The following is a 23,930-nucleotide window of genomic DNA, read 5'->3' as shown; positions in this document are numbered from 1 at the left end:
GAATGCACACCTGTCGAGGGTTGGAGTCTTAGAATTCGCCAAGTCTTACACTTTGGTGAGAATCCTTTTCTTCGATAGAGAGTGGCCTGCATGAAGAAGCCGCAATCGAGTCGGACGGTACTGGTACCGATCGTGCTCGCCCTTTTCGTGACCCTGGTGGGGTCGCTGTTCGGTCCGGCCCTGGCGTCGGCGCAGCAGCCACCGCCGTCCGGACAGAACTACTCCATCGCCACCGATACCACGTTCGCTCCCTTCGAGTTCCAGGACGAGCAGGGCAAACTCGTCGGAATCGACATGGACCTCCTGGCAGCGATCGCCGCGGACCAGGGCTTCACCTACAACGTGGAGCAGGTCGGCTTCGACACCGCCCTGCAAGGCGTCACGAGCGGTCAGTTCAACGGAATGATCGCCGGAATGTCCATCACCGACGCACGAAAGGCGACGTTCGACTTCTCGGACCCGTACTTCGATTCAGGTGTCCAGATGGCAATTCTGGAGTCCAACAACGACATCGAGAGCTACGAAGACCTGCGCGGGAAGTCCGTCGCCGTCAAGAACGGCACCGAGGGCGCGACGTTCGCGGACTCCATCGCAGACCAGTACGGCTTCACGATCCGTAGTTTCGACGACTCGGCGACGATGTTCGAGGAAGTGCGTACCGGCAACTCCGCCGCCGCTTTCGAGGACTACCCCGTTCTCGCCTACGGCATCAACCAGGGCAACGGATTCAAGACCGTCACCGACAAGGAAGCCGGAGCAAGTTACGGCTTCGCCGTCGCCAAGGGCACCAACGCGCAGTTGCTCGAGCAGTTCAACACCGGGCTCGCGAACCTGCGTGAGAGCGGGCAGTACGACGACATTCTCGACACCTACCTCAGCGCGGAAGCGTCGACGTCGGACAACTCGATCCCCGGTCTGATCAAGAGCAGCTGGCAGTTGCTGCTCAAAGGTCTGTGGCTGACGGTCGTTCTCACCGTCATCTCCATCGCGATCGCTCTGGTTCTCGGCGCGATCTTCGGCCTGTTCCGTGTCTCGTCCAACATCGTGCTCCGAGGAATCGGCACGACGTACGTCGACATCTTCCGCGGCACACCGCTGCTGGTGCAGGCATTCTTCATCTACTTCGGTGTCCCTGCGGCACTGAACTTCCAGATGTCCGCATTCACCGCCGGCATCATCACGCTGTCGCTCAACGCGGGCGCCTACATGGCCGAGATCGTCCGAGGCGGAATCCTCGCCGTCGACAAGGGCCAGATGGAAGCGTCGCGAAGCCTCGGGATCAGCTACCTCAAGTCGATGCGCCGCGTCGTCATGCCGCAGGCCATCCGCACGATGATTCCGTCGTACATCAACCAGTTCGTCATCACGTTGAAGGACACCTCGTTGCTGTCGGTCATCGGCCTGGCCGAGCTGACCCAGACAGGCCGACTGATCATCGCCCGCAACTTCGAGTCGTTCAACATGTGGCTGATCATCGGCGTCATGTACTTCATCATCATCATGGCACTCACCAAGCTGTCGAACCGGCTCGAGAAGAGGATCAACAAGTGAGCACCAAGATTTCGATCAAGGCGCTGGAGAAGGCATTCGGCGACAACAAGGTCCTCAAGGGAATCGACGCCGAGATCGCCAACGGCGAGGTCGTCTGCGTCATCGGACCGTCAGGATCCGGTAAGAGCACCTTCCTGCGATGCCTCAACAAGCTCGAGGACATCACCGGCGGCCACGTCGTCGTCGACGGCGTCGACCTGACCGACAAGAACGTCAATCTCGACAAGATTCGCCAGAACATCGGCATGGTGTTCCAGCACTTCAACCTCTTCCCGCACATGACGGCACTCGAGAACGTCATGCTCGCACCCGTCGAGACGAAGAAGATGTCGAAGTCCGAGGCCAAGGACACGGCACTGAAACTGCTCGAGCAGGTCGGACTGTCCGAGCGCGCGGACTACAAGCCCGCGAGCCTCTCAGGCGGTCAGAAGCAGCGCGTCGCCATCGCCCGAGCACTCGCGATGAGCCCGTCGATCATGCTGTTCGACGAAGCCACCTCGGCACTCGACCCCGAAATGGTCGGCGAAGTACTGCAGGTTCTGCGGGACCTCGCCAAGGGCGGAATGACAATGGTCGTCGTCACCCACGAAATGGGCTTCGCCCGCGAGGTCTCGGACCGAGTCATCTTCATGGCCGACGGCGTCATCGTCGAAGAGGGAACCCCGGATCAGCTCTTCGGCAATCCGCAGAACCCTCGGACCCAGGACTTCCTGAACAAGGTGCTGTAAGGCTCGACCCACAGCATGAAGGCGCCACCGCAGCTGTCCGACCCACGGGATCCAGTGCACTGCGGTGGCGCCTTCATGCTGTGACGCTAAGAGCGCTACGTGGCGTCGGAGTCGATGGGCGGGGTCTGGCCTGCGGGCAGTTTCTTCTCGAGCGACGGCTTGGCGGGGGTGTTCGGGGTTCCGTTGGAGCTGCCGTTCGGCTTCTTGGAGTCGAAGTTGCCGGTGAAGATGGAGTCGTCACCGTCGAGCAGGTGTTTGGTGATGACAGCGCGGGGCGTCATGCCGCGGAGCTGATTGAGGTCGGCGAGGGGCTTGCGCAGGTCCTCGAAGTCGGTGCCCAGCTCGTCCTTGAGTTGCTGGCTTGCGCCGTTGGCGTATTCCTTGACCTGGCGGATGGACTTGGTGACCCAGCTGATGGCGCCGGGCAGCCGGTCTGGACCGAGGATGACGAGTGCTGCTACCAGGAGAATGACGAGCTCTCCCCAGCCGATGTTGCCGAACACGCCTGCCAGCCTAGTCCGAAACCGGGGTGACCGACACATCGACGAGTCTGCCGGACCGGACCAGCTGAACCGGCGTCGACTGGCCGATTTCGCTCGATTGAACGGCAACGACCAACTCGTCGGCACTGGTCACAGCGCGGTCACCGACCTTGGTGATGACGTCGCCCTCGACGATTCCGGCTTCCTGTGCCGGCCCTCCCGCACGCACGTTCGCCACTTCGGCACCGGATGTTGCGTCGTTGATCACCGATCGAGCGTTGATGCCGATGTCCGGGTGTTTCATCTCGCCGGTCCGGATCAGCGATTGAGCCACCTCGGTGACGTCGTCGATCGGGATGGCGAAACCGAGGCCGACCGATCCGCCGCTCTCGCTGCGGATAGCCGAGTTGATGCCGATGACGCGCCCTTCGGCGTCGATCAGAGGTCCTCCGGAGTTACCCGGGTTGATCGCGGCGTCGGTCTGCACTGCGTCGATGACGGCGTCGGTGTCGGTGCCTTCGCCGGACAGTCGAACGGGCCGGTCGAGTGCACTGACGATGCCGCGTGTGACGGTCTTGTTCAGGCCGAGCGGCGAGCCGACGGCGACGACGTCCTCCCCCACCTGGACGTCGGCGGAGTTGCCGAGCTCGGCCACGGTGAGGTTGCCGACGTCGGCCTTGAGCACTGCGAGGTCGGTCTTGATGTCGCGGCCGACGATGTCCGCGGGAACCTTGGTGCCGTCGGAGAACGTCACTTGCAGCGTGGCGCGATCGGGGTTGGTGGCCGCCATCGAGATGACGTGGTTGTTGGTGACGATGTAGCCCTCGCCGGCGATGACGACGCCGGATCCGGTGCCTGCGTTCTCGCCGAGCGTGACCTGAATGGACACCACGGACGGCAGGACGGCGTCGGCGACGCGTGCCACCTGCCCTTGGGGCAAGTCCTCGCCGGTCGACTGCGTCAGATTCACCTTCTGGCTGGTCAACGCTCCGGTCACCTCGGCTGTTTCGCGCCCGATGAGGCCGCCGACGAGACCGATGGCCAGTGCGACGACGCCGAGAACGACGAGAGCTTTCGGGGCGACCTTCTCGCCGAACAGAACCTCACGGACACCGAGCTTGGGGCCGAAGGGTTGAACTGCGGGCTCGGGGATGTCCTCGGCTGCGGCGCCGAGCCTGACGGTGGAGTTCGGGTCGCGCCACGGGTCCTCGGGTTCCGGTTCTGCCTCCGGGGGGCCGGTGGGAGCTTCAGGATCGCGCTGCAGCGATTCCTGCGCGTCGGTGGGCCTGCCGAAAGCCTCGGCGAGAACAGGGTCGGGGGCACGCGAGGTGATTCTGGGCGACGGCCCGCCACGACGTGCCGCGGGGGTGAAGGAGCCTTGGACGTCGCTCGGACGACCGAAGGCGGCAGTGGCGGCAGGATCGACCTCCGGCCGGTAGACCGGACGCGGTGGTAGCCGCGGCGCCTCCGGGTCAGTGTCGGTGCTGCGATCTGTATTGGTGCTCACGCGTTCCCGGTACCCCTCGCTCACGTCGGTCACAGCGGCCAAGATTACACAGGGCGACCCTAACGGCGTCTGCGACGAAGGTTCACGACCGACGTCACGATGACGCGTCGGCGTCGCTCGACCTCTGCTTTGACCTCGGGCGGCTCGCACATCGGGATCTGACTGAGCAGACCGAGCAACGAGTTGGGCATGGACATCTCGCCCGAATCCTTCAGGGCGCTACGCGCCTGTTGCTGGGCATCGACCTCGGCTGCGCACTCCGGGCACTCCGCAATGTGCCGAGCAGCACGTAGGTACGCGTTCATACGCAGCTCACCGTCGGCGAATGCAGCGATCGCTTCGCTGGCCAGATGTTCGGTAGAGCTGAACCGCCGTGGCTCTCGGGCCTGCGTCATCCAACCCTCCTCGTAGCTACTGAACACTGGCGTGAGAAGTGTCTACCTTCCCGTTCACTCGAAGGTACTCCCGTAGCGCCGCGCGTCCACGATGGATACGACTACGCACCGTCCCGAGCTTGACGCCCAGTGTCGCACCGATCTCCTCGTAGGACAGGCCTTCGATGTCGCACAGCACGATCGCTGCACGGAACTCGGGCGCCAACGAGTCGAGCGCGGACTGAAGATCCGGATCCAGCCGGGCGTCGTGATAAATCTGCTCGGGGTTGGGTGTCTCCGACGGCACACGGTCGTAGTCCTCGGGCAGCGCCTCCATGCGGATGCGGTTGCGGCGACGGACCATGTCGAGAAACAGGTTGGTGGTGATGCGGTGCAACCAACCCTCGAACGTTCCCGGCTGGTAGTTCGACAGGGAACGGAACACCCTGATGAACGTGTCCTGCGTCAGATCCTCGGCATCCTGGGCGTTACCGGACAACCGGTAGGCAAGACGGTAGACGCGGTCACCGTGCTCACGGACCAGTTCGTCCCAGGACGGCATGGTGGCGTCCTCGCCGCTGGCATCGAAAGCGGCGGTGCCGCTCAGTTCGGCGGTGTCTAGATCTTCTTTGATCTCGTAGATGGCTGGATCCTCCTGCTCAGGAACACGTACCAGTACAACCAGCGACACCGCCGGGATGTTCCTGTTTCGCGTTGCTCGTCGATCAAGCGATCACAAGTAGCTTCTCCCACTCGCGTGTGGCCGACGTGTGAATAACCTGAGGTGCCGCTGAGAAACCTGTCCGCTCGGAAATTCGTCCGGGTCACGTTAATGTCGCAGGGTGCCGACTAATGCCGAGAGATTGCTGTCGTATGCCGAGGAATCCGCTCAGGAGGACGACGTTCTCGTCTCGGCCCGCGAACGCGCCGAGGACCTCGGTGCAGCACCCGTGCCGGCCTCCGTCGGCGCGATTCTCAGCATCTTCACTCAGATGCTCGGCGCCAAGACCGTCGTCGAGATCGGGACCGGCGCCGGCATCAGCGGCCTCTGGTTGCTCGACGGGATGCGCGAGGACGGCGTACTCACGACCATCGACACCGAACCGGAATACCAGCGCGCGGCCAAGGAAGCGTTCCGAGCCGGAGGTATCCCGCCGTCACGTACGCGATTGATCAACGGGTGGGCGCTCGACGTCCTCCCTCGCCTCGCCGACGACACCTACGACCTCGTGTTCATCGACGCCAGCCCCGTCGACCATCTTCATTTCGTTCAGGAGAGCGTCCGACTACTACGCCCCGGCGGTGTACTGGTGCTACACAACGCACTGCTGAACGGCCGGGTGCCGGACTCGACTCAGCGCGACGCCACCACCGTCGCAGTCCGGGCAGCAGCCCGAGCCATCGCCGAAGACGAGCGTCTCACCACCGTCCTGCTTCCGCTCGGCGACGGACTGATCTGCGCTTCGCGCAGCTGACCTCGGGTCTCCGCAGGCTCCACTCCCGTCAGATCCAGACGCCCTTGCCGACGGAGACGACGCCGCCTGCGGAGACGTTGAAGCGTTCGTTGTCGCGTTCCATGTCGACGCCGATGATTTCGCCGGGCCCGACGACGACGTTCTTGTCCAGGATCGCCCGGCGAACCACTGCGCCCTTGCCGATGCGTACGCCTGGCATGAGGACGCTGCCTTCGACGGTGGCACCGTCGTCGATCATGACGTTGGAACTGAGTACCGAATTGCGGACGGTCGCGGCCGAGAGAATGCATCCGGCGCCGACGACGGATTCCTGCGCGAGCCCGCCCTGCACGAACTTGGCGGGTGGGAGGTTCTCGGCGGCGCCGCGGATGGGCCACCGGCGGTTGTAGAGGTTGAAGATCGGGTGCACGGACACCAGGTCCATGTGTGCGTCGTAGAAGGCGTCGATGGTTCCGACGTCGCGCCAGTATCCGCGGTCGCGTTCGGTGGCGCCGGGTACGACGTTGTCGTTGAAGTCGTAGACCGAGGCGACACCGGCTTCGACGAGTGCGGGAATGATGTCGCCGCCCATGTCGTGGTCGGAGTCGGAGTTCTCCGAGTCCGCTTTGATGGCGTCGATCAGCACTTTCGTCGTGAAGACGTAGTTGCCCATCGATGCGTAGGTGACGTTGGGGTCGTCGGGTGTGCCCGGAGGCTGAGCGGGCTTTTCCAGGAACTGGGTTATCTTGCCGTTCTCGTCGCTGTCGATGCATCCGAACGCGAAGGCCTCGCTGCGCGGCACCCTGATCCCGGCGACGGTGACGCCTGCACCGGAGTCGATGTGCTGCTGGACCATCTGCTCGGGGTCCATGCGGTAGACGTGGTCGGCACCGAAAACGACTATGTACTCGGGGTCTTCGTCGTAGACGAGGTTGAGCGACTGGAAGATGGCGTCGGCGCTGCCGGTGTACCAGCGTGGGCCGAGGCGTTGCTGCGCCGGCACCGGGGTGATGTACTCGCCGGCGAATCCGGACAGCCTCCAGGTCTGGGAGATGTGGCGGTCCAGTGAATGGGACTTGTACTGGGTCAGCACGCACAGCCGGAGGTATCCGGCGTTGACGAGATTGCTCAGAACGAAGTCGATCAGTCGGTAGGCGCCGCCGAACGGTACGGCTGGCTTTGCTCTGTCCGCGGTCATGGGGTAGAGCCGCTTACCCTCACCGCCGGCAAGCACGATCCCTAGAACATGCGGTTGTGTCCTCACAGAGCCAACCTATCCGCACTGGGTGAAGCTTGCTAGCAGTACACGCGTTTCACCGCGGGAATGTAGGTTTACAGATGTGCGCGTGGCGATGATGACTAGGGAATACCCGCCGGAGGTCTACGGAGGCGCCGGGGTGCATGTCACCGAACTCGCGGCGCAGCTGAAAGCGCTGTGCGAGGTCGACATCCACTGCATGGGTGCGCCGCGGGACACCGCGCACGTCCATGATCCCGATCCGGCACTGAAAGGCGCCAATGCGGCGCTGACGACCCTGTCGGCGGAGCTGCGAATGGCGAACGCCGCGGCGGACGCGGACGTGGTGCACTCGCACACCTGGTACACCGGTCTCGCCGGCCACCTGGCCGCGGAGTTGTACGACGTTCCGCACATCCTCACCGCGCATTCGCTCGAGCCTCGCCGTCCGTGGAAGGCCGAGCAGCTGGGCGGCGGCTACCGCATCTCGTCGTGGTCCGAGCGCAATGCCGTCGAGTACGCCGACGCGGTCATCGCCGTCAGCGAGGGCATGGCCAAGGACGTCCTCGATGCCTACCCGCGCCTGGACCCGCAGCGTGTTCATGTGGTGCGCAACGGAATAGACACCGAGAACTGGCACGCCGGACCCGCCGCGGATCCGTCGGATTCCGCGTTGGACGCCATCGGTGTCGACCTGGATCGGCCGATCGTCGCGTTCGTCGGGCGGATCACGCGCCAGAAGGGCGTCGGGCATCTGATCGCGGCCGCGCACCATTTCGATCCGTCGATTCAGCTGGTGCTCTGCGCGGGCGCTCCCGATACTCCGGAGATCGCCGCGGAGACCGAACGTGCGGTTGCCGAGCTGTCCGCTGCGCGCGACGGCGTCCACTGGGTGCGCGAAATGCTTCCCACCGAAAAGATCCGCGAAATACTTTCTGCGTCACAGGTTTTCGTCTGCCCGTCGGTGTACGAGCCACTGGGCATCGTCAACCTCGAGGCCATGGCAGCGGAAACCGCGGTGGTCGCGTCCGACGTCGGCGGCATCCCGGAGGTCGTCGACGACGGTGTCACCGGTCGCCTCGTGCACTACAACGCATACGAACCGCAGGCGTTCGAGCAGGCTCTGGCCCGGACGGTCAACGAGGTCGCGCTGGATCCGACGCTCGCGGCATCGATGGGCAAGGCCGGTCGTGCCCGTGCCGTCGCCGAATTCTCGTGGGCGGCCATCGCTCAGCAGACGCTGGACGTCTACTCCGCGGCGCTCGCCCGTCGCTCGTAGGTTCCGACGACGACCGACGCGGTCACGACCACCGGCTCGGACAAGGATTCAATTGCGGCACGCCTGTCCGCTTCGGTAGTGTGCCGAACGGACGGACCCATCCCGACGAGGCTGCCCACCTCGGTGTGGGTGAGCTCCATGCGGTATTCGACGGCTGTCCGGTCCACCTGGTCGAACCCTCCGGACAGGGAATCGCCGAGCCGCCTGGCCTTGTCCTCGTCCACGCCGATGAGGCCGAGCTCGCCGATCAGTTCCTGTTGATGCCGGACGGTGGGGGTGACCACTACCAGCCTGCCTCCCGATGCGAGGACCCGCCTGGATTCTGCGGCGTTGCGCGGCGAGAAGACACAGGTGATCGCGTCGAGCGAGCCGGAACGGACGGGTAGACCGTTCCAGACGTCGGCGACCACGGACCCGATCGCGGGATGAGCCTGCGCCGCACGACGAGCCGCGGCCTTGGACACGTCGATGCCGATTCCGCGTCCACCGGTGCGATCGAGGACGGCCGCCAGATAATGACCGCTGCCGACGCCGATCTCGAGCACGGTGCGAGACGCACCGACCGCGTCGACGAGGGCCGCCGTCACCCGGTCGAAGTGGCCGGTGCTCAGGAACGCGGTGCGGGCCGCGATCATGTCCGGTGAGTCGCCGGTGATCTTGCCTGCGCTGCCCGGTTGGAGACTGACGTATCCCTGACGTGCGACGTCGAACGAATGCCCTCGATCGCACAGAAGAGTGCGGTCCTCCACGTCGAGGTCGGAGCCGCAGTGCGGGCAGACGAGCAGGTCGATCACGTCGGCGAGCACGACACACCCCGCCTACCGCGCACCCCGACCACCACTAAGCCCCACCTGCCGGAATCGGCAAGCGGGGCTGGGCACAGAAACGAAAAACAGTTAACCGGTGACGCCTTTCAGCTCTTCACCGAGGGCGGCTGCCTCGTCAGGGGTGAGCTCGACGACCAGGCGTCCTCCGCCTTCGAGCGGCACCCTCATCACGATCCCTCGTCCCTCTTTGGTTGCTTCGAGGGGACCGTCCCCGGTCCGGGGCTTCATCGCCGCCATCCTCTGCTCCCTCCAGATCTGCGCCACCCAGCTCTGCGCTTCGGCCAAAAAAGTGTTCTCGCCGTGAGCGAGAATGGTTCTTGCGCTCCATTCTTCCCTATCGGGACCGATACCGGGAACTGGAGTCGGTATTCGGGGACTTCACCCAACATCCCGTCAGGTGATCGTCGACCATTCCGGTGGCCTGCATCAATGCGTAAGCCGTGGTCGGACCGAAGAACCGCAGCCCACGACGCTTGAGCTCCTTGGCCATCGCGGTGGATTCGGTGGTCACCGCAGGTACGTCCGATATCGAATCGAGACGCTGTCCTCGCGGGGCCGGAGCGAACGACCAGAGCAGCGAATCGAGGTCGGGGTCCAGGTCGAGGATCACCCTCGCGTTGCCGATGGCTGCGTCGATCTTGGCGCGGTTGCGCACGATCGAACTGTCCTGCATCAGCCGCTCGGTGTCCGCGGCGCCGAATGCCGCCACCTTCTCCGGATCGAATCCGGCGAAGGCGCGACGGAAGTTCTCGCGCTTGCGCAGGATCGTGATCCACGCCAATCCGGACTGGAACGCTTCGAGACACAATCGTTCGTACAGGGCGTCTCGGCCGTGGAGTTCACGACCCCATTCGGTGTCGTGATAGGTCCGGTACAGCTCGTCGTCGGTTGCTCCCCACGGGCACCGCAGCTTGCCGTCGGGGCCGGGTACGGCCGTCACTTGTCCACGTTCGTCGTATCGTCCAGGCGCGACCGGAGCAGGTCGATCTCCGCGGCGAGTCGTTCCAGGGCCCAGTCGACTTCGCTGGGCTTGTAGCCACGCAACGTCTGCTGGAACTTGAGGTCTTTCACGTCGTCGCCGGTCACGCCCTCGGCAGGTAGGACGGTGGCCGTCGTCCCCTCGGGCAAGGGTTCGAGCTCTTCACCGCGACCGAACACGGCACTTGCGACGAAGAAGAGCAGGGCTGCGATGACCGCGATGACGACGACGTACAGCAGAAGCGTCAGCATCGCAGAATCTTCTCACAGCCCTGCTCTCGAACGGTTCTGCGCGTTACACGTGCAAGGTGTTGATGGCGGGTCGATCGGCCAGCGACACCTCGGTGGAGAACGGCACGAAGGAATCTCCGTCGACGCGGAACTGCATCAGTCCGGCCCCCGAGTCCACCATTCCGCAGCGGTTCAACATGGTGCCCACGATCTGACGGCTCATCGCGCCCAGTTCCACCAGCGGGCGGTTGCGGTGTTTGCGGACACCGAGATTGACCTGACCGATCGCGCCGAGTCCCAGTTTGTCGTAGGTGTCGAGCAACAGCCCGATCTCCACGCCGTAGCCGGGCGCGAACGGCACCGCGGAGAGGAGCTCTCTCGTTCCCGCGTACTCCCCGCCCAGCGGTTGGATCACGCCGGTGAGCTCCGGGCGCATGGCGGCGAGCATCGGCCGGGCAACCAGTTCGGTGACCCTGCCACCGCCGTTGGCGTCCTCGGTGCCGCTGGTGCGCAACGGACGTCGGTAGTAGCCCTTCACCAGATGGATACCGTCGCCCATCAACAGGGGGCCGAGAAGCTTGGGTACGAACGCCGGGTCCGGGTTGATCAGATCGGAGTCGACGAACGCGATCAGATCACCCGTCGAGGCAGCGATCGCTCGCCACAGCACTTCACCTTTGCCCTTGACCGGGTCAAGTCCGGGAATTGCTTCCTCGCGACTGATCACTCGCGCGCCGGCGGCCGTGGCACGTTCGGCGGTGGCGTCGGTCGACCCGGAGTCCAGGACGATCAGTTCGTCGACGAGACCACCGAGCAACGGGTGGATGGTATCCACTACTGCCGCGACGGTGTCTTCCTCGTCGAGCGCAGGCAGTACGACGGAGACGGTGCGGCCCGCCTTCGCTGCCTCGAGTTCGGCGATGGACCACGACGGGGTGTCCCACGTATTCGTGTCCGCCCATGAATCCAGGACGGTGGTTCGGTCCGCAAGCGTCATGCCAGCCCCCTGACGGTCCGCACCGGAGCCCTGTTTCCCTGTATCGCCGCAACCATGTCTACGACTCTTCTGGTCGACGCAACCTCGTGCACCCGGAACATTCGGGCGCCGCCTGCTGCGGCCAATGCTGTCGCTGCCAATGTTCCCTCCAACCGGTCGGCGAGTTCTACACCTAGAGTCTCCCCGATAAAATCCTTGTTGCTCAGCGCCATGAGCACTGGCCATCCGGTGTTTACAAGAACGTCCACGCGACGCAACAACTCGAGCCCGTGGAAGGTGTTCTTGCCGAAATCATGGGTCGGATCGACGAGAATCGAGTCGCGACGCACACCCGCGGCAACAGCTTTCTCGGCCGCGGCTGTCACTTCCTCGACGACATCGGCAACGACATCGGTATAGCGAACACGGTGTGGTCGGGTACGCGGTGTGGCACCTCCGGTGTGCGAGCAGACAATGCCGACGCCTTCCTCGGCGGCCACCCCGACGAGGCCAGGGTCCGCCCCGGCCCACGTGTCGTTGATGAGATCGGCACCGACACCGCACGCAAGCCTCGCCACGTCGCTACGCCAGGTATCGACACTGATCAGCAGATCCGGGTACTCACCGCGGATGGCCTCGACGAACGGAACGACGCGACGGATCTCCTCGGCAGCGTCGACGAGCACACCCGGGCCCGCCTTGACGCCGCCGATGTCGACCATGTCGGCACCCTCGGCGACGGCGCGATGGACCGACGCCATCGCCGCCTCGTCGGTGAAGTTCGCACCCTTGTCGTAGAAGGAATCAGGAGTGCGGTTGACGATCGCCATGACGAGCGCGCGATCGTCGGCCACCGGCTTGCCGCAGAGAGTGCTCATGCTTTCAATACTGGCACGGGCATTATTTGCTGCTGGGCGCCTTACCTGCCGCGACCTCGTCGACGTAACCGTCGTACGCCTTGTCGTAACCGCCGGACTTGCCGCGCAGCACGTAGAGCTCGCTCTCCCCGTCCTCCTCGTAGCCGAGCTTGCGGAGGGCGACCTTCTGGCTCTTGAACGTGGACGTCTGTTCGAGGCTGTCGACGACGCGCACGAACAACGGCACGGCGTACGTCGGAAGCTTGTCGTACAGATGCGCTGCGACGGCTTTGCCGTCGAACGACTCACCGTCGCGCAACGTCACCGCAGCCATGCCTGCCTTGCCGTCGGCACCGTCGATGTCGACGCCGTAGACGACGGCACCGTCGATGGCGGAATGGCCGCCGAGGGCACCTTCCACCTGTGTGGTCGCGACGTTCTCACCCTTCCAGCGGAACGTGTCGCCGAGGCGGTCGACGAAAGCGACGTGCAGGAAACCCTGCTTACGCACGAGGTCGCCGGTGTCGAACCATGCGTCGCCGTCCTTGAACCCGTCGCGGACGAGCTTCTTCTCGGTGGCCTCGTCGTCGGAGTAGCCGTCGAACGGGGCGCGATCGGTGACCTTGGAGAGCAGCAGACCGACCTCACCGTTCCCGACCTTCCGCAGCTTGCCGTTCTGACCGCGCTTGGCCTTGCCGGACTCCTCGTCGTACTCGACCACCGCGTACGGCAGCGGGCAGATTCCCGCGGTCTTCTTCATGTTCAGCGCATTGATGAAGGCGATGTTGCACTCGCTGGCGCCGTAGAACTCGGCGACGCGTTGGATGCCGAACCGTTCGGTGAACTCCTCCCAGATCTCCGGGCGAAGGCCGTTGCCGACGACGAGCTTGACCGTGTTGTCCCGGTCGGTCGCCTTCTTCGGCTGGGTGAGCAGGTACCGGCACAGCTCACCGATGTAGGTGAACGCCGTGGCCTTGTTCACCTTGATGTCTTCCCAGAAATTGCTGACCGAGAACTGCTTGCCGATCGCCATCGTCGCACCACCGGCGAGCACCGAGGACAGCGTCACCGTCAGAGCATTGTTGTGATAGAGCGGCAGGCAGCAGTAGATGACGTCGTCGCTACGCAGACGCACACCCATGTTGCCCAGACCGGACATCGACTTGAGCCACCGGAAATGGCTCATCAGGCTCGCCTTCGGCATTCCCGTCGTGCCCGAGGTGAAGATGTAGAACGCCTTCTCCTTCGCCAGGATCTCCGCGGTGACCGACGGATTCTTCGGCGACGCCTTCTGCGACAGCTCGTCCAGTTCCTTCAGCGGCAGCACCGAACCGGCCTGCGGAGCAGCCTCGAGCGAATCGAGTGCCTCCTGCGTGTTCTCGTCGAATACCAGGACCTTCGCATCGAGAATTCCCAGGCTGTGCTCGAGCACGTCACCACGCTGGTTGTAGTTCAGCATTCCAGCCGTCGCACCGAGCTTCACCGCAGCCAACGCCGCGAACAGAGCCTCCGGGCGGTTCTTGCTCAACACCCCGACGACATCCCCGCGCGTCACACCCCGGTCAGCGAAGACAGCAGCGTAACGATTGACGATCGCGTTGGCGTCCGCGTAGGACGTGGACTCCCCTTCGAACCGCACGAACGGCCTGTCACCGTTCTTCGCCGCAGCATCCTGGAACACGAGGCCGATCGACGCCTTGTGATGGGGTTTGCGGGTGAACCCGGCGACACCCCGAAGCAGGCTGGGCACCTCCGTCACCATTTTCGGCAACGCGACGGCGACGTCGGTCACCTTGATCTTCTGACGGGCATCGACAGCCATGAACTCCCCTTAGTCCGATGTGACCTTGCTAACCTTACTCCAGAGTAACGTCCGATTTCGAGGTCACTCCGCAGGCTCCGCTCCCGGCCGTTTTCGAGGTCACTCCGCAGGCTGCGCTCCCGGCCGTTTTCGAGGTCACTCCGCAGGCTGCGCTCCCGTCCGAATTCGAGGTCACTCCGCAGGCTCCGCGCATGCATCCAGTGCACCCCGGACGGTGTCGGTTCTGACCAGCGCGTCCAGGGCCCGCTGTTGCACGAATCCCGTCGAGGACAGGCTGTCGATCCACTGCAGGAGTCCGTCGTAGTGACCGACCGGGTCCAGCAGAACGATCGGTTTGGCGTGCATTCCCAGGTAACCCGCTGTCCAGGTCTCGAACAGTTCCTCGAGCGTCCCGATGCCTCCCGGCAACGTGATGAACGCGTCGGCGCGGTCCTCCATGATCTTCTTTCGCTCGCGCATGGTGTCGGTGACGATCAGTTCGTCGGCGTCGACGTCGGCGACTTCACGGTGGACGAGCGCCTTCGGGATCACGCCGACGGTGTTCGCGCCTGCCGCACGGGCTGCCTCCGCGACGGCGCCCATCATCGACACGTTGCCGCCGCCGGACACCAGCCCCCATCCTCGGCGTCCGATCTCCGTGCCCAGCTCGCGCGCCAAGTCGATGAACGGCCGATCGACGGGCCCCGACGCGCAGTACACGCACACGTTCCAACTCATGACTGCTCCCCCGTTGTGCTTTCGATGATCCGCACGGCTTCCTCGACGCTGTCCGTGCAGTGGATGAGTTCCAGGTCGGACGGCGAGACCTTGCCTTCGGCGACGAGGGTGTTCTTGATCCACTCGATCAGACCGGACCAGAAGTCGGTGCCCAGCAGGATGATCGGGAACCTGGTGACTTTCCGGGTCTGAACGAGGGTGAGTGCCTCGAACAGTTCGTCGAGGGTGCCGAATCCGCCGGGTAGGCACACGAATGCCTGGGAGTACTTGACGAACATCGTCTTTCGGACGAAGAAGTAGCGGAAGTTGACGCCGAGATCGACCCAGTCGTTGAGTCCCTGCTCGAACGGCAGCTCGATTCCGAGGCCGATGGAGAAGCCGTCGGCGTCGGATGCGCCGCGGTTGGCTCCTTCCATGACGCCGGGCCCGCCACCGGTGATGACGGCGAATCCGGCCTCGGCGAGGCTTTGTCCGAGCTGCCGGCTGCGCTCGTACTCCGGGTGATCCTGCGGGGTGCGGGCGGAGCCGAATACCGTTACGGCCCTTGGCACCTCGGCGAGCGCACCGAACCCTTCGACGAATTCACTCTGGATGCGGAGCACCCGCCACGTGTCGGTGTGGATCCAGTTGCCGGGGCCGCGTTGATCCAGCAGACGCTGATCCGACGTGGACGTCTCGGAGTTGCGTCCGCGCCGCAACACCACCGAACCCTTGTGCCTAGCTGCCTTGTCGTCGTCCATGCGGACAGGCTATCCGGCGGCCCTTCACGACTTCGAGAGATAGGCACGAAGGACTGCTGCGACGTCGGTGATCTGTGCTGTCGGCACCCGCTCGTCACGCTTGTGCGCCAGATTCGGGTCGCCCGGCCCGTAGTTCACGGCGGGGATACCGAGAGCGGAGAACCTGGAGACGTCGGTCCACCCGTACTTGGCGCGGAACTGGCCACCTGCGGCCTCGATCAGCGCAGCCGCGGCAGGAGCTCCGAGGCCGGGCAGTGCACCGGGCGAGGAGTCGGTGACCTCGACGCCGACATCGAGCCCGGCGAACACGTCGCGAACATGACCGACGGCCTGCTCGACGCTGCGGTCGGGGGCGAATCGGAAGTTGACGTCGAGCTCGGCGGCGTCGGGGACGACGTTTCCCGCGACACCTCCGGAGATGCGCACCGCTTGCAGTCCTTCGCGGTAGACACAGCCGTCGATGTCGACCTGCCGGGCTTCGTACGCCGCCAGTCGGTCCAGCACTGCACCGAGTTTGTGAACGGCGTTGTCTCCCAGCCATGATCGGGCACTGTGCGCACGGGTGCCACTCGCCGTCAGGCGCACCCGCAGAGTGCCCTGGCAGCCGGCCTCGATGAACCCTCCCGACGGCTCACCCAGAACGGCGACGTCCGCCTGCAACCACTCCGGTAATTCACGTTCGATGCGGCCGAGCCCGTTCTTGGACGCCGCGATTTCCTCGCAGTCGTAGAAGACCAAGGTCAGGTCGTGGGCAGCGTCGACGGTGGCCGCCAGGTGCAGAAAGACTGCGTCCCCGGATTTCATGTCGACCGTGCCGCAACCGTGGATCACGTCGCCGTCGGCGTGGTCGCGTTCACGACGGCTCGGCACGTTGTCCGCGATCGGAACGGTGTCGAGGTGCCCGGCGAGCATCACGCGAGTGGGCAGGCCGCGGTGTGTCCGCGCGAGTACAGCGTTGCCGTTCCTGACGATCTCGAACCCGGTTGTCTGCTCGCGCAGTGCGGCTTCGACGGCGTCGGCGATCACCGACTCGTCCTCGGAGACGCTGGGGATGTCGACGAGTGCGGCGGTCAGGTCGATCGGGTCGGCGTGCAAATCCAGGCGGGAAACACTCATCGGACGATTTTAAGCTCTAGCCGAGGTCGCGGCCGCCGGGGATCTCGTACACCGACCCGTCGAAGCCCGCCCGGAACAGCCGTCCGCTGGAGAAGCCCTGCTCGCCCCGTCCGTAGATCACGACGCTCGAGGTGGGGATTCCGCTGCCGAGGACGCAGTACTGCCCGGGCGCATCGATTCGGACGATCTGGCCTCGGGTGTTCAGCGGCACGACCGGACGGCCGGCGGAATCGAGGGTGAGCCCGTCCGGTGCGCTGAGCGAGTCGAGTCCGTTCAGGTCGAGAATGCTCTCCGGTGCGGACGGGTTCGCGATGGGAATTCTGCTGACGCCCGAGTTCACGAACGTTCTGGACACGTACAGGTACCGACCAGCCTCGTCCAGCACCGCGCCGTTGGCACTGGGTAGCCGCGCCCACGCGGGGTTCACCGTCCCGTCCGTCGCGACCTGGCCGACCAGGCTACCGAAATCGTTTGTCGCGTACACAGTTCCGTCGTCGGCCACGGCAAGACCGTTGGCCGCACTGAGGCCGGTGGCGAACGTGCTGGTCTCGAGCGTGTCGATATTCAACCGCACGATCCCGGCTGCCTTGACGATGTCGCCGACGATGACGGTCGGGTTGGCTCCGTAGCCGACGAGCAGGGTGCCGTCGGGCATCCAGGCGAGCGCGCCACCGCCGCCGGGGACACGCGCGATCTCGTAGGCGGGAAGCCCAGGTGCGTCGATCCGGAAGACGCCTCCGGTGATGATGTCCGTCGTGTAGAGCCTGCCCGCCGAGTCGACGGCGAGTCCTTCGAGCGCCGCGCCGCCGACCGAACCGACTCGGACCGGTGCCGCAGCGGCCGCGCAGTCCGGTGCCGCGGACGCGGCCGGTGTCCCGACGAGCACCGCGCCCGTGGCGGCAACCGCCGCCGCGGTCACTGCTGTCACTGCTGTCCGAATTCGTTTCGCTACGCGCACGTTCGTCCCCCACACGTCGATGGCTCCCCGCTACCCACGTTCATGTCTACACCCCGGCGGTGACATCCATCGGCCGTGTCCACACCCTGCGGACCCACACCGTATTCTCGATACCTGTGAGCGCACAGGGAGCATCTGCAATCGGTCTTGCCAACATCACCACCGGCGGAGTCGTACTCGACACCTGGTACCCGAGCCCTGAGCTCGGGGACTACACCGATTCCGGCACCACCCGACTCGACGGTGCGGACATCCCCGCCGAGCTCGCGGCACTCGTCGGCCCGGACGAGGCTCGCGGCGTCGACGTCGTGGCCGTGCGCACCACCATTGCGTCCGTCGACGATGCACCTGTCGATGCGCACGACGTCTACCTTCGCCTTCACCTGCTCTCTCACCGGCTCGTACAGCCGCACGGTGTCAACCTCGACGGCCAGTTCGGATTCCTCGCCAACGTCGTGTGGACCAACTTCGGCCCGGCTGCGGTGGAGGGCTTCGAGACCGTTCGCGCTCGCCTTCGTGCCCGCGGCCAGGTCACCGTGTACTCGATCGACAAGTTCCCCCGCCTCGTCGACTACGTCGCCCCCTCCGGCGTGCGGATCGCCGACGCCGACCGTGTGCGCCTCGGTGCACACCTGGCCAGCGGTACCACCGTCATGCACGAGGGCTTCGTGAACTTCAACGCCGGGACGCTCGGTAACTCGATGGTCGAGGGTCGCATCTCGGCCGGAGTCGTCGTCGGCGACGGCTCCGACGTCGGCGGCGGCGCGTCCATCATGGGTACGTTGTCCGGCGGCGGAAAGAACGTCATCTCGGTGGGTAAGAGCTGCCTGCTCGGCGCCAACTCCGGTCTGGGTATCTCGCTCGGTGACGACTGCGTGGTGGAGGCCGGTCTCTACATCACCGCGGGCACCAAGGTGTCCGGTCCCGACGGCACCGTGGTCAAGGCTGCGACGCTCAGCGGAAAGAGCAATCTGCTCTTCCGTCGGAACTCCGTGTCCGGTGCGGTGGAGGTCGTTCCGTGGAAGGGCACCGGCGTCGAGTTGAACGCTGCTCTGCACGCGAACGACTGATTTGCCGGTTGTATACTGACCCCCGCGCTTCCGCTTGGGAGCTTCCCGCGGCTTGACGCTCGGCCCGGACGTTGCACCGAATCTGTCGAGAAGGCGCTCCATGAGTGTGACGTTGGTACTCGGGGCGTGCGGCGGGGCCGGGACCACGACGACGTCGGTCGGTCTTGCCAATGCTCTTTCGCTGCACGGGAAGTCCGTGGTGGTCGTCGACGCGACCGTCGGCGGCGGTGATCTCGTCGAACGCGCCGCCGACAACACTGTCACCGCAGCGACCGTCGAATCGGGGTATGTCGGCGTCGAGTTGTCGACCACCAGTACCGGGGCACAAGTGCTGGGTCGGGCGTGGCCGGACTCGATCGACCCCGACTTCGGCCGTCTCGATTGGCATCTGACCTGCACGACCGACGCGGCGATCTACGATTTCGGGCACGGAAGTGTGGAACGCGACAGTGCGAGCCCACTGCGGAGCGGGCCGTCGGCAGCTGTGGTGCTCGTGGTCCCTGCGAGGCCCGATGCCGTTCGACGCTCGAGGGCTGCGCTCCACACGATCGGGTTGGCTGCCGGTGAGAAAGCACTGCGCCGCACCACTGTTGTGGTCGCGCAGTGCACTCCAGGACCGAACACCTCGGCGGTCGACGACGTGCGGCGCGACCTCGACCGAGTCTTCGACGTTCTCGAGGTGCCCTACGATCCGCACCTCTCGTCCGGATCCACTGTCACCGCAGCTGATCTGTCGCCTTCCACGACACAGGCTTACGCGCGCATTCTCACATCGACCATCCGCTCGGTATGGGGCACACTGTCGGCGTGACAATTCCCAAACCTCGATTCCGCCTCCCGATAGTGGGTGACATCCTCAGCATCGATGCGGCAAAACCGACCCAGCGTGAACTGAAGATGGCGTCGGAATTGGGACCGATATTCGAACGGGAGATCCTGTCGCACCGCCTTGTCGTGGTCAGCGGTGCTGATCTGGTGGCCGAGCTGAACGACGAGACACGGTTCGCCAAGTTTCTCGCACTCCCGCATCGCAAGCTGCGCGCACTGGGTGGCGACGGCTTGTTCACCGCGTTCAACTCCGAGCCCAACTGGGGTGCGGCACATCGAGTTCTGATGCCAGGATTCAGCCGGGATGCAATGCAACGTCATCACCACGTCATGCAGGGCGTGGCGAACGAGCTCACCTCGCACTGGCGGACGCGCTCCGACCAGTCGATCGACGTGACGGCGGATCTGACCAAGCTGACACTGGAGAACATGGCCCGCGCCGGGTTCGGCTACAGCTTCGACTCGTTCCGACGAGACGACGACGCATTCGTATCCGCGATAGTCCGCGTGCTCGGTCACGTGAACCGGACGTCGAACGACCTGCCGTTCATGCGGTTGTTCGACAGGAAAGCTCGGGTCCGGAACGAGCGCGACATCGAGTACGTGCACGGCGTGGTCGACGACGTCATTCGGAAAAGGATGCTGGACACAGAGACTCGTCACGACGACCTGCTCGATCTCATGCTGCACACCCCCGATCCCGAGACCGGGGAACTGCTCGACAAGGTGAACATTCGCCACCAGGTTCTGACGTTCCTCGTCGCGGGAAACGAAACCACCGCGGGTACCTTGGCGTTCGCGTTGTACTTCCTCGCGACACATCCCCATGTCGCCGCCCGAGTCCGCCAAGAGGCGGACCACGCATCCGACGTGGTGAGCTACGCGGACGTCTCCAAGTTGCGCTACACCCGCAGCGTCGTCGACGAGACGCTACGTCTCTGGCCGTCGGCTCCCGGTTACTTCCGTAAGGCGCGTCAGGACACGTCGTTGGCGGACGGCAAATATCCGATGAAGGCCGGTGAGTGGGCATTCGTACTGACACTCGGGTTGCACCGCGACCCGATCTGGGGCCCGGATTCTCACGTCTTCGATCCTGATCGTTTCTCGTCGGCCCGCTCGAAATCTCGCCCGGCGCAGGCGTACAAGCCGTTCGGAACCGGAATGCGCGGCTGCATCGGGCGTCAGTTCGCGCTGCACGAATCTGTGCTGACGCTCGCGCACTTGGTGCGGTCCTTCGACTTCGACCTCGAAGACGGCTACGAACTGGACATCCAGGAATCGTTGACGCTGAAGCCGCAGAACATGCGCATGAGGGTTCGGCAGCGCTCGATCACCCCGAGCGCCGGCGATGCCAGGTGCGCGCTCTAGCCGATCGAGTTCAGCGATACCAGGGTTCGTGTGACTGCCCGTGCCGCCTCGACGCCTTTCTTCTCGAGGTGGTCGGCGAAGAAGTCGGTGTGATCGGCGTGTTCGTGGAAGTGGTGCGGAGTCAGCACCACCGAGAAGACGGGAACGTCGGTGTCCAGTTGGACCCGCATGAGGCCGTCGATGACGGCGGTTTCCACGAATTCGTGTCGGTAGATTCCGCCGTCGACCACCAGGGCTGCGGCGACGATGGCCGCGTAGCGGCCGGTCCGTGCGAGTCGCTGGGCGTGCAGCGGAATTTCGAACGCGCCCGGTACCTCGAAAATCTCGACGTCGGCACCGAATTCGGCGACGAAACCCTCGCGTGCGCGATCGACGAGTTCCTTGTGCCAGGTGGCTTGCACGAATGCGACGGTTCGGGGCTGCTCGGTCATGGTCATAATGCTAGACGCCTCCGTGAGTCGATGACGCCGGTATCGAAACCGGCAAGGTGAAGTCCGCCGTGGAACCGTGCGTGCTCGATCTTCAGGCACTTGTCCATCACCACGGACAGTCCTGCGCGTTCGGCGTCGCGCGCGACCTCGTCGTGTACGAGTCCGAGTTGCAGCCAGATCGTTTTCGCTTGGACGGCAATTGTTTCCGCCAACACGGCCGGCAGGTCGTCGTGTTTGCGAAAGACGTCGACGAGGTCCGGTCTCACCGGGAGGTCGGCAAGTGTGGGATACACCGGCGTGCCCTCGATCCCGGTGATCGTGGGGTTGACGAGGTAGATGTCGTACGCGCTCGTCGACGACAGATACTTGTTCACGAAATAGCTTGCACGCGATGGATTTTTCGATGCGCCGACGATCGCGACCGACGTGGTCTGCTGAAGGATCTGCCTGATGGTCATGACCGCTCCCGTCCCGTTGCCGCCGTGAGCGCCTGGTCGAGGTCCCACTCGATGTCGTCGACGTCCTCGAGCCCGACGCTGATGCGGACGGCCTCGGGCCGGACACCGGCCTCGTGTAGTTGATCGTCGGTCAACTGGCGGTGTGTCGTACTGGCCGGGTGAATGACGAGTGTGCGCACATCGCCGATGTTCGCTACGTGGCTCGCGATTCGGAGGTTCTCGACGAATGCTCGGCCGGCGTCCCTGCCGCCGTCGACCCCGAAGGTGAACACTGCACCAGGTCCCGACGGAAGGTATTTCGCGGCACGCTCGTGGTGGGGATGGCTCGGCAGACCCGAGAACGCGACGTAGTCCACTCGCGGATCGGCGTCGAGCCAGGCTGCCACGTCGCGGGCGTTCTGCACGTGTGCCTCCATCCGCTGCGGCAAGGTCTCCACGCCCTGTATCAGGGTGAACGCCGACTGCGCGGCCAAGGACCCACCGATGTCGCGGAGTTGTTCACTGCGAAGTTTCGTCAGGAAGCCGTACTCGCCGAAGTTCCCCCACCAGGACAGGCCTCCGTACGACGCGACGGGTTCGGTCATCTGCGGGAATCGCCCCGAGCCCCAGTCGAATCTGCCGGATTCGACGACCACTCCTCCGAGCGTCGACCCGTGACCGCCGAGAAATTTCGTCGCCGAGTGGACGACGATGTCGGCGCCGAACTCGATCGGCCGGCACAACACCGGCGTTGCCATGGTGGCGTCCACGACGAGCGGGATTCCGTGCTCGTGGGCGACGACGGCGAGGCCTTCCAAATCGGCAATGTCACCCGACGGGTTGCCGATGACCTCCACGTAGATCAGCTTCGTCCGGTCGGTCACCGCTGCTGCGTAGTCCGCCGGGTCGGTACCCGGAACGAACGTGGTGTCCACACCGAACCGTCGCAGCGTGACGTCGAGTTGTGTGATGGTGCCGCCGTACAACCCGGCTGCCGCGACGATGTGGTCACCGGTGCCGGCGAGCGCGGCGAACACTGCGAACTCCGCAGCCAGGCCGCTGGCGAATGCGACCGCCCCGATGCCGCCTTCGAGGCTGGCGATGCGCTCCTCGAAGGCGGCGACGGTGGGATTGGCGATCCGGCTGTAGACGTTTCCGTACTTCTGCAGAGCGAAGAGGTCGCCGGCGTCCGCCGAGTCCTCGAACACGTAGCTCGCGGTCGAGTAGATCGGTACCGCCCGCGCGCCGGTCTCGGAATCGGGTCTGGCACCTGCATGTATCGCGCGCGTTCGGAGACCGAACGACCTCTCGCTCATCCGTCAGGCCGTTTCGAGGGTCGTGTGCACCGGCGTCCGGTTGCGTGTGAGATCGAGGACCGGGCAGTGCGCGTCCACCGCTTCCTGCAGTTCCTCGTAGCGCTCACGCGATTCCGGCCCGGTGACCTTGACGATCACTCGGACCTCGCCGAACCCGGCCCGAACCGAGTCGTCGAAGCCGAAGAAGCCCCGAACGTCGAGGTCACCCTCGGCACGCGCGGTGATGTCGTCGACCGCGATACCGAGCTTGTCCGCCCATACCCGGTAGGTCACGACCTGGCAGGACAGCAGAGACGCCAGGTAGTACTCGACGGGGTTGGCCGCGGTGTTCTCGCCGCCGAGGGCGGGCGGTTCGTCCACCTCGACACTGAACTTGCCGAGCGTGACCGTGCTGGCGACGGCATCGTGCGCGGCTGCGGATGCACGGAAGACGACGAGGGCGTTGTGTGGATCGGCGTCGACTGCGTTCTTGGTTGCGCTGGTGACGGATCCGAGGTGCGACAGAGCTGTGGACATGACTGTCCCCTTCGTGAGGTGTGTTGGGTGCTGACCTGATTGGTTGGATCAGGACGCGCAACAACGCGAAGAGCAGACCAGTCCGAAATCGACGGTGCGACGCCTCACCAGCACATCGGCTGTCACGTGG

The 23,930-nt window shown here is 64.7% G+C and carries 27 protein-coding genes; 7 read left to right on the top strand and 20 right to left on the bottom strand.

Annotation, left to right across the window (positions count from 1 at the left end; genetic code table 11):
* Positions 1–90: 90 nt before the first annotated feature.
* Both CH289_RS15680 and CH289_RS15675 read left to right on the top strand, forming a co-directional pair.
* Positions 91–1,551: an amino acid ABC transporter substrate-binding protein/permease gene (locus tag CH289_RS15680; protein WP_020113422.1), complete on the top strand. Its 1,461-nt coding sequence runs from the start codon at positions 91–93 to the stop codon at positions 1,549–1,551.
* Positions 1,548–2,279, top strand: a complete 732-nt coding sequence (locus tag CH289_RS15675; protein ID WP_019665381.1) for an amino acid ABC transporter ATP-binding protein — start codon at positions 1,548–1,550, stop codon at positions 2,277–2,279. The genes CH289_RS15680 and CH289_RS15675 overlap by 4 nt, the downstream gene beginning before the upstream one ends.
* A gap of 95 nt (positions 2,280–2,374) precedes the next feature.
* Here CH289_RS15675 and tatB read toward each other — a convergent pair whose 3' ends face one another.
* Genes tatB through sigE form a run of 4 tightly spaced genes read right to left on the bottom strand, consistent with a single transcriptional unit; the run spans position 2,375 to position 5,285 of the window.
* Positions 2,375–2,782, bottom strand: coding sequence for a Sec-independent protein translocase protein TatB (gene tatB, locus CH289_RS15670; RefSeq protein WP_019665382.1), 408 nt, complete (start codon positions 2,780–2,782; stop codon positions 2,375–2,377).
* 10 nt (positions 2,783–2,792) lie between these two features.
* A complete protein-coding gene (locus CH289_RS15665; protein WP_218828461.1) occupies positions 2,793–4,268 on the bottom strand; it encodes a S1C family serine protease in 1,476 nt (491 codons plus the stop codon).
* A 59-nt stretch (positions 4,269–4,327) separates the two neighbouring features.
* On the bottom strand, positions 4,328–4,663 hold the full coding sequence (locus tag CH289_RS15660) for a hypothetical protein (protein WP_033188102.1): 336 nt from the start codon (positions 4,661–4,663) through the stop codon (positions 4,328–4,330).
* Positions 4,664–4,679: 16 nt separating this feature from the next.
* Complete coding sequence (gene sigE, locus CH289_RS15655; protein WP_026347834.1) at positions 4,680–5,285, bottom strand: RNA polymerase sigma factor SigE; 606 nt, start codon at positions 5,283–5,285, stop codon at positions 4,680–4,682.
* Between the two features lie 199 nt (positions 5,286–5,484).
* Here sigE and CH289_RS15650 point away from each other — a divergent pair, with 199 nt between their 5' ends.
* Positions 5,485–6,117 carry an O-methyltransferase gene (locus CH289_RS15650; protein WP_026347835.1) on the top strand — a complete coding sequence of 211 codons (633 nt, stop codon included), beginning with the start codon at positions 5,485–5,487 and terminating at the stop codon, positions 6,115–6,117.
* 28 nt (positions 6,118–6,145) lie between these two features.
* Here the strand turns inward: CH289_RS15650 and glgC are convergent, their stop codons facing one another.
* Entirely contained in the window at positions 6,146–7,360 is a 1,215-nt protein-coding gene (glgC, locus tag CH289_RS15645) for a glucose-1-phosphate adenylyltransferase (RefSeq protein ID WP_026347836.1), read from the bottom strand.
* 76 nt (positions 7,361–7,436) lie between these two features.
* Here glgC and glgA point away from each other — a divergent pair, with 76 nt between their 5' ends.
* Positions 7,437–8,612 (top strand): glycogen synthase, encoded by a 1,176-nt coding sequence (gene glgA / locus CH289_RS15640; protein ID WP_026347837.1) that lies wholly within the window; start codon positions 7,437–7,439, stop codon positions 8,610–8,612.
* Here the strand turns inward: glgA and CH289_RS15635 are convergent.
* The 11 genes from CH289_RS15635 to CH289_RS15585 all read right to left on the bottom strand — a co-directional run bounded on the left by CH289_RS15635 (position 8,582) and on the right by CH289_RS15585 (position 17,795).
* Positions 8,582–9,418 (bottom strand): putative RNA methyltransferase, encoded by an 837-nt coding sequence (locus CH289_RS15635; protein WP_094728125.1) that lies wholly within the window; start codon positions 9,416–9,418, stop codon positions 8,582–8,584. The two genes, glgA and CH289_RS15635, sit on opposite strands and share 31 nt — an antisense overlap.
* Before the next feature lie 90 nt (positions 9,419–9,508).
* The gene (locus tag CH289_RS15630; RefSeq protein ID WP_068369835.1) at positions 9,509–9,676 is read right to left on the bottom strand and encodes a DUF3117 domain-containing protein; all 168 of its coding nucleotides are present in this window, start codon (positions 9,674–9,676) and stop codon (positions 9,509–9,511) included.
* Positions 9,677–9,773: 97 nt separating this feature from the next.
* Positions 9,774–10,379 carry a DNA-3-methyladenine glycosylase I gene (locus CH289_RS15625; RefSeq protein ID WP_037141227.1) on the bottom strand — a complete coding sequence of 202 codons (606 nt, stop codon included), beginning with the start codon at positions 10,377–10,379 and terminating at the stop codon, positions 9,774–9,776.
* On the bottom strand, positions 10,376–10,669 hold the full coding sequence (locus CH289_RS15620) for a DivIVA domain-containing protein (RefSeq protein WP_019665392.1): 294 nt from the start codon (positions 10,667–10,669) through the stop codon (positions 10,376–10,378). The genes CH289_RS15625 and CH289_RS15620 overlap by 4 nt, the downstream gene beginning before the upstream one ends.
* A 43-nt stretch (positions 10,670–10,712) precedes the next feature.
* Positions 10,713–11,645 (bottom strand): glucosyl-3-phosphoglycerate synthase, encoded by a 933-nt coding sequence (locus CH289_RS15615; protein WP_019665393.1) that lies wholly within the window; start codon positions 11,643–11,645, stop codon positions 10,713–10,715.
* Positions 11,642–12,502 (bottom strand): dihydropteroate synthase, encoded by an 861-nt coding sequence (gene folP / locus CH289_RS15610; RefSeq protein WP_019665394.1) that lies wholly within the window; start codon positions 12,500–12,502, stop codon positions 11,642–11,644. Before folP ends, CH289_RS15615 begins: the two co-directional genes overlap by 4 nt.
* Before the next feature lie 22 nt (positions 12,503–12,524).
* Positions 12,525–14,303, bottom strand: coding sequence for a long-chain-acyl-CoA synthetase (locus CH289_RS15605; protein WP_037141221.1), 1,779 nt, complete (start codon positions 14,301–14,303; stop codon positions 12,525–12,527).
* A gap of 171 nt (positions 14,304–14,474) precedes the next feature.
* Complete coding sequence (locus tag CH289_RS15600) at positions 14,475–15,020, bottom strand: LOG family protein (RefSeq protein ID WP_037158387.1); 546 nt, start codon at positions 15,018–15,020, stop codon at positions 14,475–14,477.
* Positions 15,017–15,760, bottom strand: a complete 744-nt coding sequence (locus CH289_RS15595; RefSeq protein WP_019665397.1) for an LOG family protein — start codon at positions 15,758–15,760, stop codon at positions 15,017–15,019. Before CH289_RS15595 ends, CH289_RS15600 begins: the two co-directional genes overlap by 4 nt.
* Before the next feature lie 24 nt (positions 15,761–15,784).
* Positions 15,785–16,876, bottom strand: coding sequence for a succinyl-diaminopimelate desuccinylase (dapE, locus tag CH289_RS15590; RefSeq protein ID WP_094728124.1), 1,092 nt, complete (start codon positions 16,874–16,876; stop codon positions 15,785–15,787).
* 16 nt (positions 16,877–16,892) lie between these two features.
* The gene (locus tag CH289_RS15585) at positions 16,893–17,795 is read right to left on the bottom strand and encodes an SMP-30/gluconolactonase/LRE family protein (protein ID WP_256977264.1); all 903 of its coding nucleotides are present in this window, start codon (positions 17,793–17,795) and stop codon (positions 16,893–16,895) included.
* Between the two features lie 155 nt (positions 17,796–17,950).
* On the opposite strand from CH289_RS15585, the gene dapD reads away from it, so the two are divergent.
* The 3 genes from dapD (at position 17,951) to CH289_RS15570 (ending at position 21,100) form a co-directional block, all read left to right on the top strand.
* Entirely contained in the window at positions 17,951–18,904 is a 954-nt protein-coding gene (gene dapD / locus CH289_RS15580; RefSeq protein WP_019665400.1) for a 2,3,4,5-tetrahydropyridine-2,6-dicarboxylate N-succinyltransferase, read from the top strand.
* A gap of 100 nt (positions 18,905–19,004) precedes the next feature.
* Entirely contained in the window at positions 19,005–19,715 is a 711-nt protein-coding gene (locus tag CH289_RS15575) for a MinD/ParA family ATP-binding protein (protein ID WP_037158391.1), read from the top strand.
* Entirely contained in the window at positions 19,694–21,100 is a 1,407-nt protein-coding gene (locus CH289_RS15570; RefSeq protein WP_094728122.1) for a cytochrome P450, read from the top strand. The genes CH289_RS15575 and CH289_RS15570 overlap by 22 nt, the downstream gene beginning before the upstream one ends.
* Here CH289_RS15570 and CH289_RS15565 read toward each other — a convergent pair.
* From CH289_RS15565 to CH289_RS15550, 4 genes are read right to left on the bottom strand one after another with little or no spacing between them, the layout of a single operon-like run.
* Positions 21,097–21,537: a 6,7-dimethyl-8-ribityllumazine synthase gene (locus CH289_RS15565; RefSeq protein ID WP_094654518.1), complete on the bottom strand. Its 441-nt coding sequence runs from the start codon at positions 21,535–21,537 to the stop codon at positions 21,097–21,099. The two genes, CH289_RS15570 and CH289_RS15565, sit on opposite strands and share 4 nt — an antisense overlap.
* Positions 21,534–21,989: a CoA-binding protein gene (locus CH289_RS15560; protein WP_094728121.1), complete on the bottom strand. Its 456-nt coding sequence runs from the start codon at positions 21,987–21,989 to the stop codon at positions 21,534–21,536. Before CH289_RS15560 ends, CH289_RS15565 begins: the two co-directional genes overlap by 4 nt.
* Positions 21,986–23,284 carry an O-acetylhomoserine aminocarboxypropyltransferase/cysteine synthase family protein gene (locus CH289_RS15555; protein ID WP_094728120.1) on the bottom strand — a complete coding sequence of 433 codons (1,299 nt, stop codon included), beginning with the start codon at positions 23,282–23,284 and terminating at the stop codon, positions 21,986–21,988. The genes CH289_RS15560 and CH289_RS15555 overlap by 4 nt, the downstream gene beginning before the upstream one ends.
* Positions 23,285–23,287: 3 nt before the next feature.
* Positions 23,288–23,800, bottom strand: coding sequence for an OsmC family protein (locus tag CH289_RS15550; protein WP_019665406.1), 513 nt, complete (start codon positions 23,798–23,800; stop codon positions 23,288–23,290).
* Between the last annotated feature and the right edge of the window lie 130 nt (positions 23,801–23,930).

The organism is Rhodococcus sp. RS1C4, from assembly GCF_002258225.1.
Classification (GTDB): Bacteria; Actinomycetota; Actinomycetes; order Mycobacteriales; family Mycobacteriaceae; genus Rhodococcoides; species Rhodococcoides fascians_E.
Note: the sequence above shows the minus strand (reverse complement) of the source record. Positions and strands in the feature narration are given on the sequence as shown.

What these genes read in the sequence shown, in the direction of transcription:
- CH289_RS15680 (WP_020113422.1), top strand. Translation starts at nt 91, where the DNA reads ATGAAGAAGCCGCAATCGAGTCGGACGGTACTGGTACCGATCGTGCTC.
- CH289_RS15660 (WP_033188102.1), bottom strand. Translation starts at nt 4,663, where the DNA reads ATGACGCAGGCCCGAGAGCCACGGCGGTTCAGCTCTACCGAACATCTG.
- CH289_RS15630 (WP_068369835.1), bottom strand. Translation starts at nt 9,676, where the DNA reads ATGGCGGCGATGAAGCCCCGGACCGGGGACGGTCCCCTCGAAGCAACC.
- CH289_RS15620 (WP_019665392.1), bottom strand. Translation starts at nt 10,669, where the DNA reads ATGCTGACGCTTCTGCTGTACGTCGTCGTCATCGCGGTCATCGCAGCC.
- CH289_RS15615 (WP_019665393.1), bottom strand. Translation starts at nt 11,645, where the DNA reads ATGACGCTTGCGGACCGAACCACCGTCCTGGATTCATGGGCGGACACG.
- folP (WP_019665394.1), bottom strand. Translation starts at nt 12,502, where the DNA reads ATGAGCACTCTCTGCGGCAAGCCGGTGGCCGACGATCGCGCGCTCGTC.
- CH289_RS15605 (WP_037141221.1), bottom strand. Translation starts at nt 14,303, where the DNA reads ATGGCTGTCGATGCCCGTCAGAAGATCAAGGTGACCGACGTCGCCGTC.
- CH289_RS15600 (WP_037158387.1), bottom strand. Translation starts at nt 15,020, where the DNA reads ATGAGTTGGAACGTGTGCGTGTACTGCGCGTCGGGGCCCGTCGATCGG.
- CH289_RS15595 (WP_019665397.1), bottom strand. Translation starts at nt 15,760, where the DNA reads ATGGACGACGACAAGGCAGCTAGGCACAAGGGTTCGGTGGTGTTGCGG.
- dapE (WP_094728124.1), bottom strand. Translation starts at nt 16,876, where the DNA reads ATGAGTGTTTCCCGCCTGGATTTGCACGCCGACCCGATCGACCTGACC.
- CH289_RS15575 (WP_037158391.1), top strand. Translation starts at nt 19,005, where the DNA reads ATGAGTGTGACGTTGGTACTCGGGGCGTGCGGCGGGGCCGGGACCACG.
- CH289_RS15570 (WP_094728122.1), top strand. Translation starts at nt 19,694, where the DNA reads ATGGGGCACACTGTCGGCGTGACAATTCCCAAACCTCGATTCCGCCTC.
- CH289_RS15565 (WP_094654518.1), bottom strand. Translation starts at nt 21,537, where the DNA reads ATGACCATGACCGAGCAGCCCCGAACCGTCGCATTCGTGCAAGCCACC.
- CH289_RS15560 (WP_094728121.1), bottom strand. Translation starts at nt 21,989, where the DNA reads ATGACCATCAGGCAGATCCTTCAGCAGACCACGTCGGTCGCGATCGTC.
- CH289_RS15555 (WP_094728120.1), bottom strand. Translation starts at nt 23,284, where the DNA reads ATGAGCGAGAGGTCGTTCGGTCTCCGAACGCGCGCGATACATGCAGGT.
- CH289_RS15550 (WP_019665406.1), bottom strand. Translation starts at nt 23,800, where the DNA reads ATGTCCACAGCTCTGTCGCACCTCGGATCCGTCACCAGCGCAACCAAG.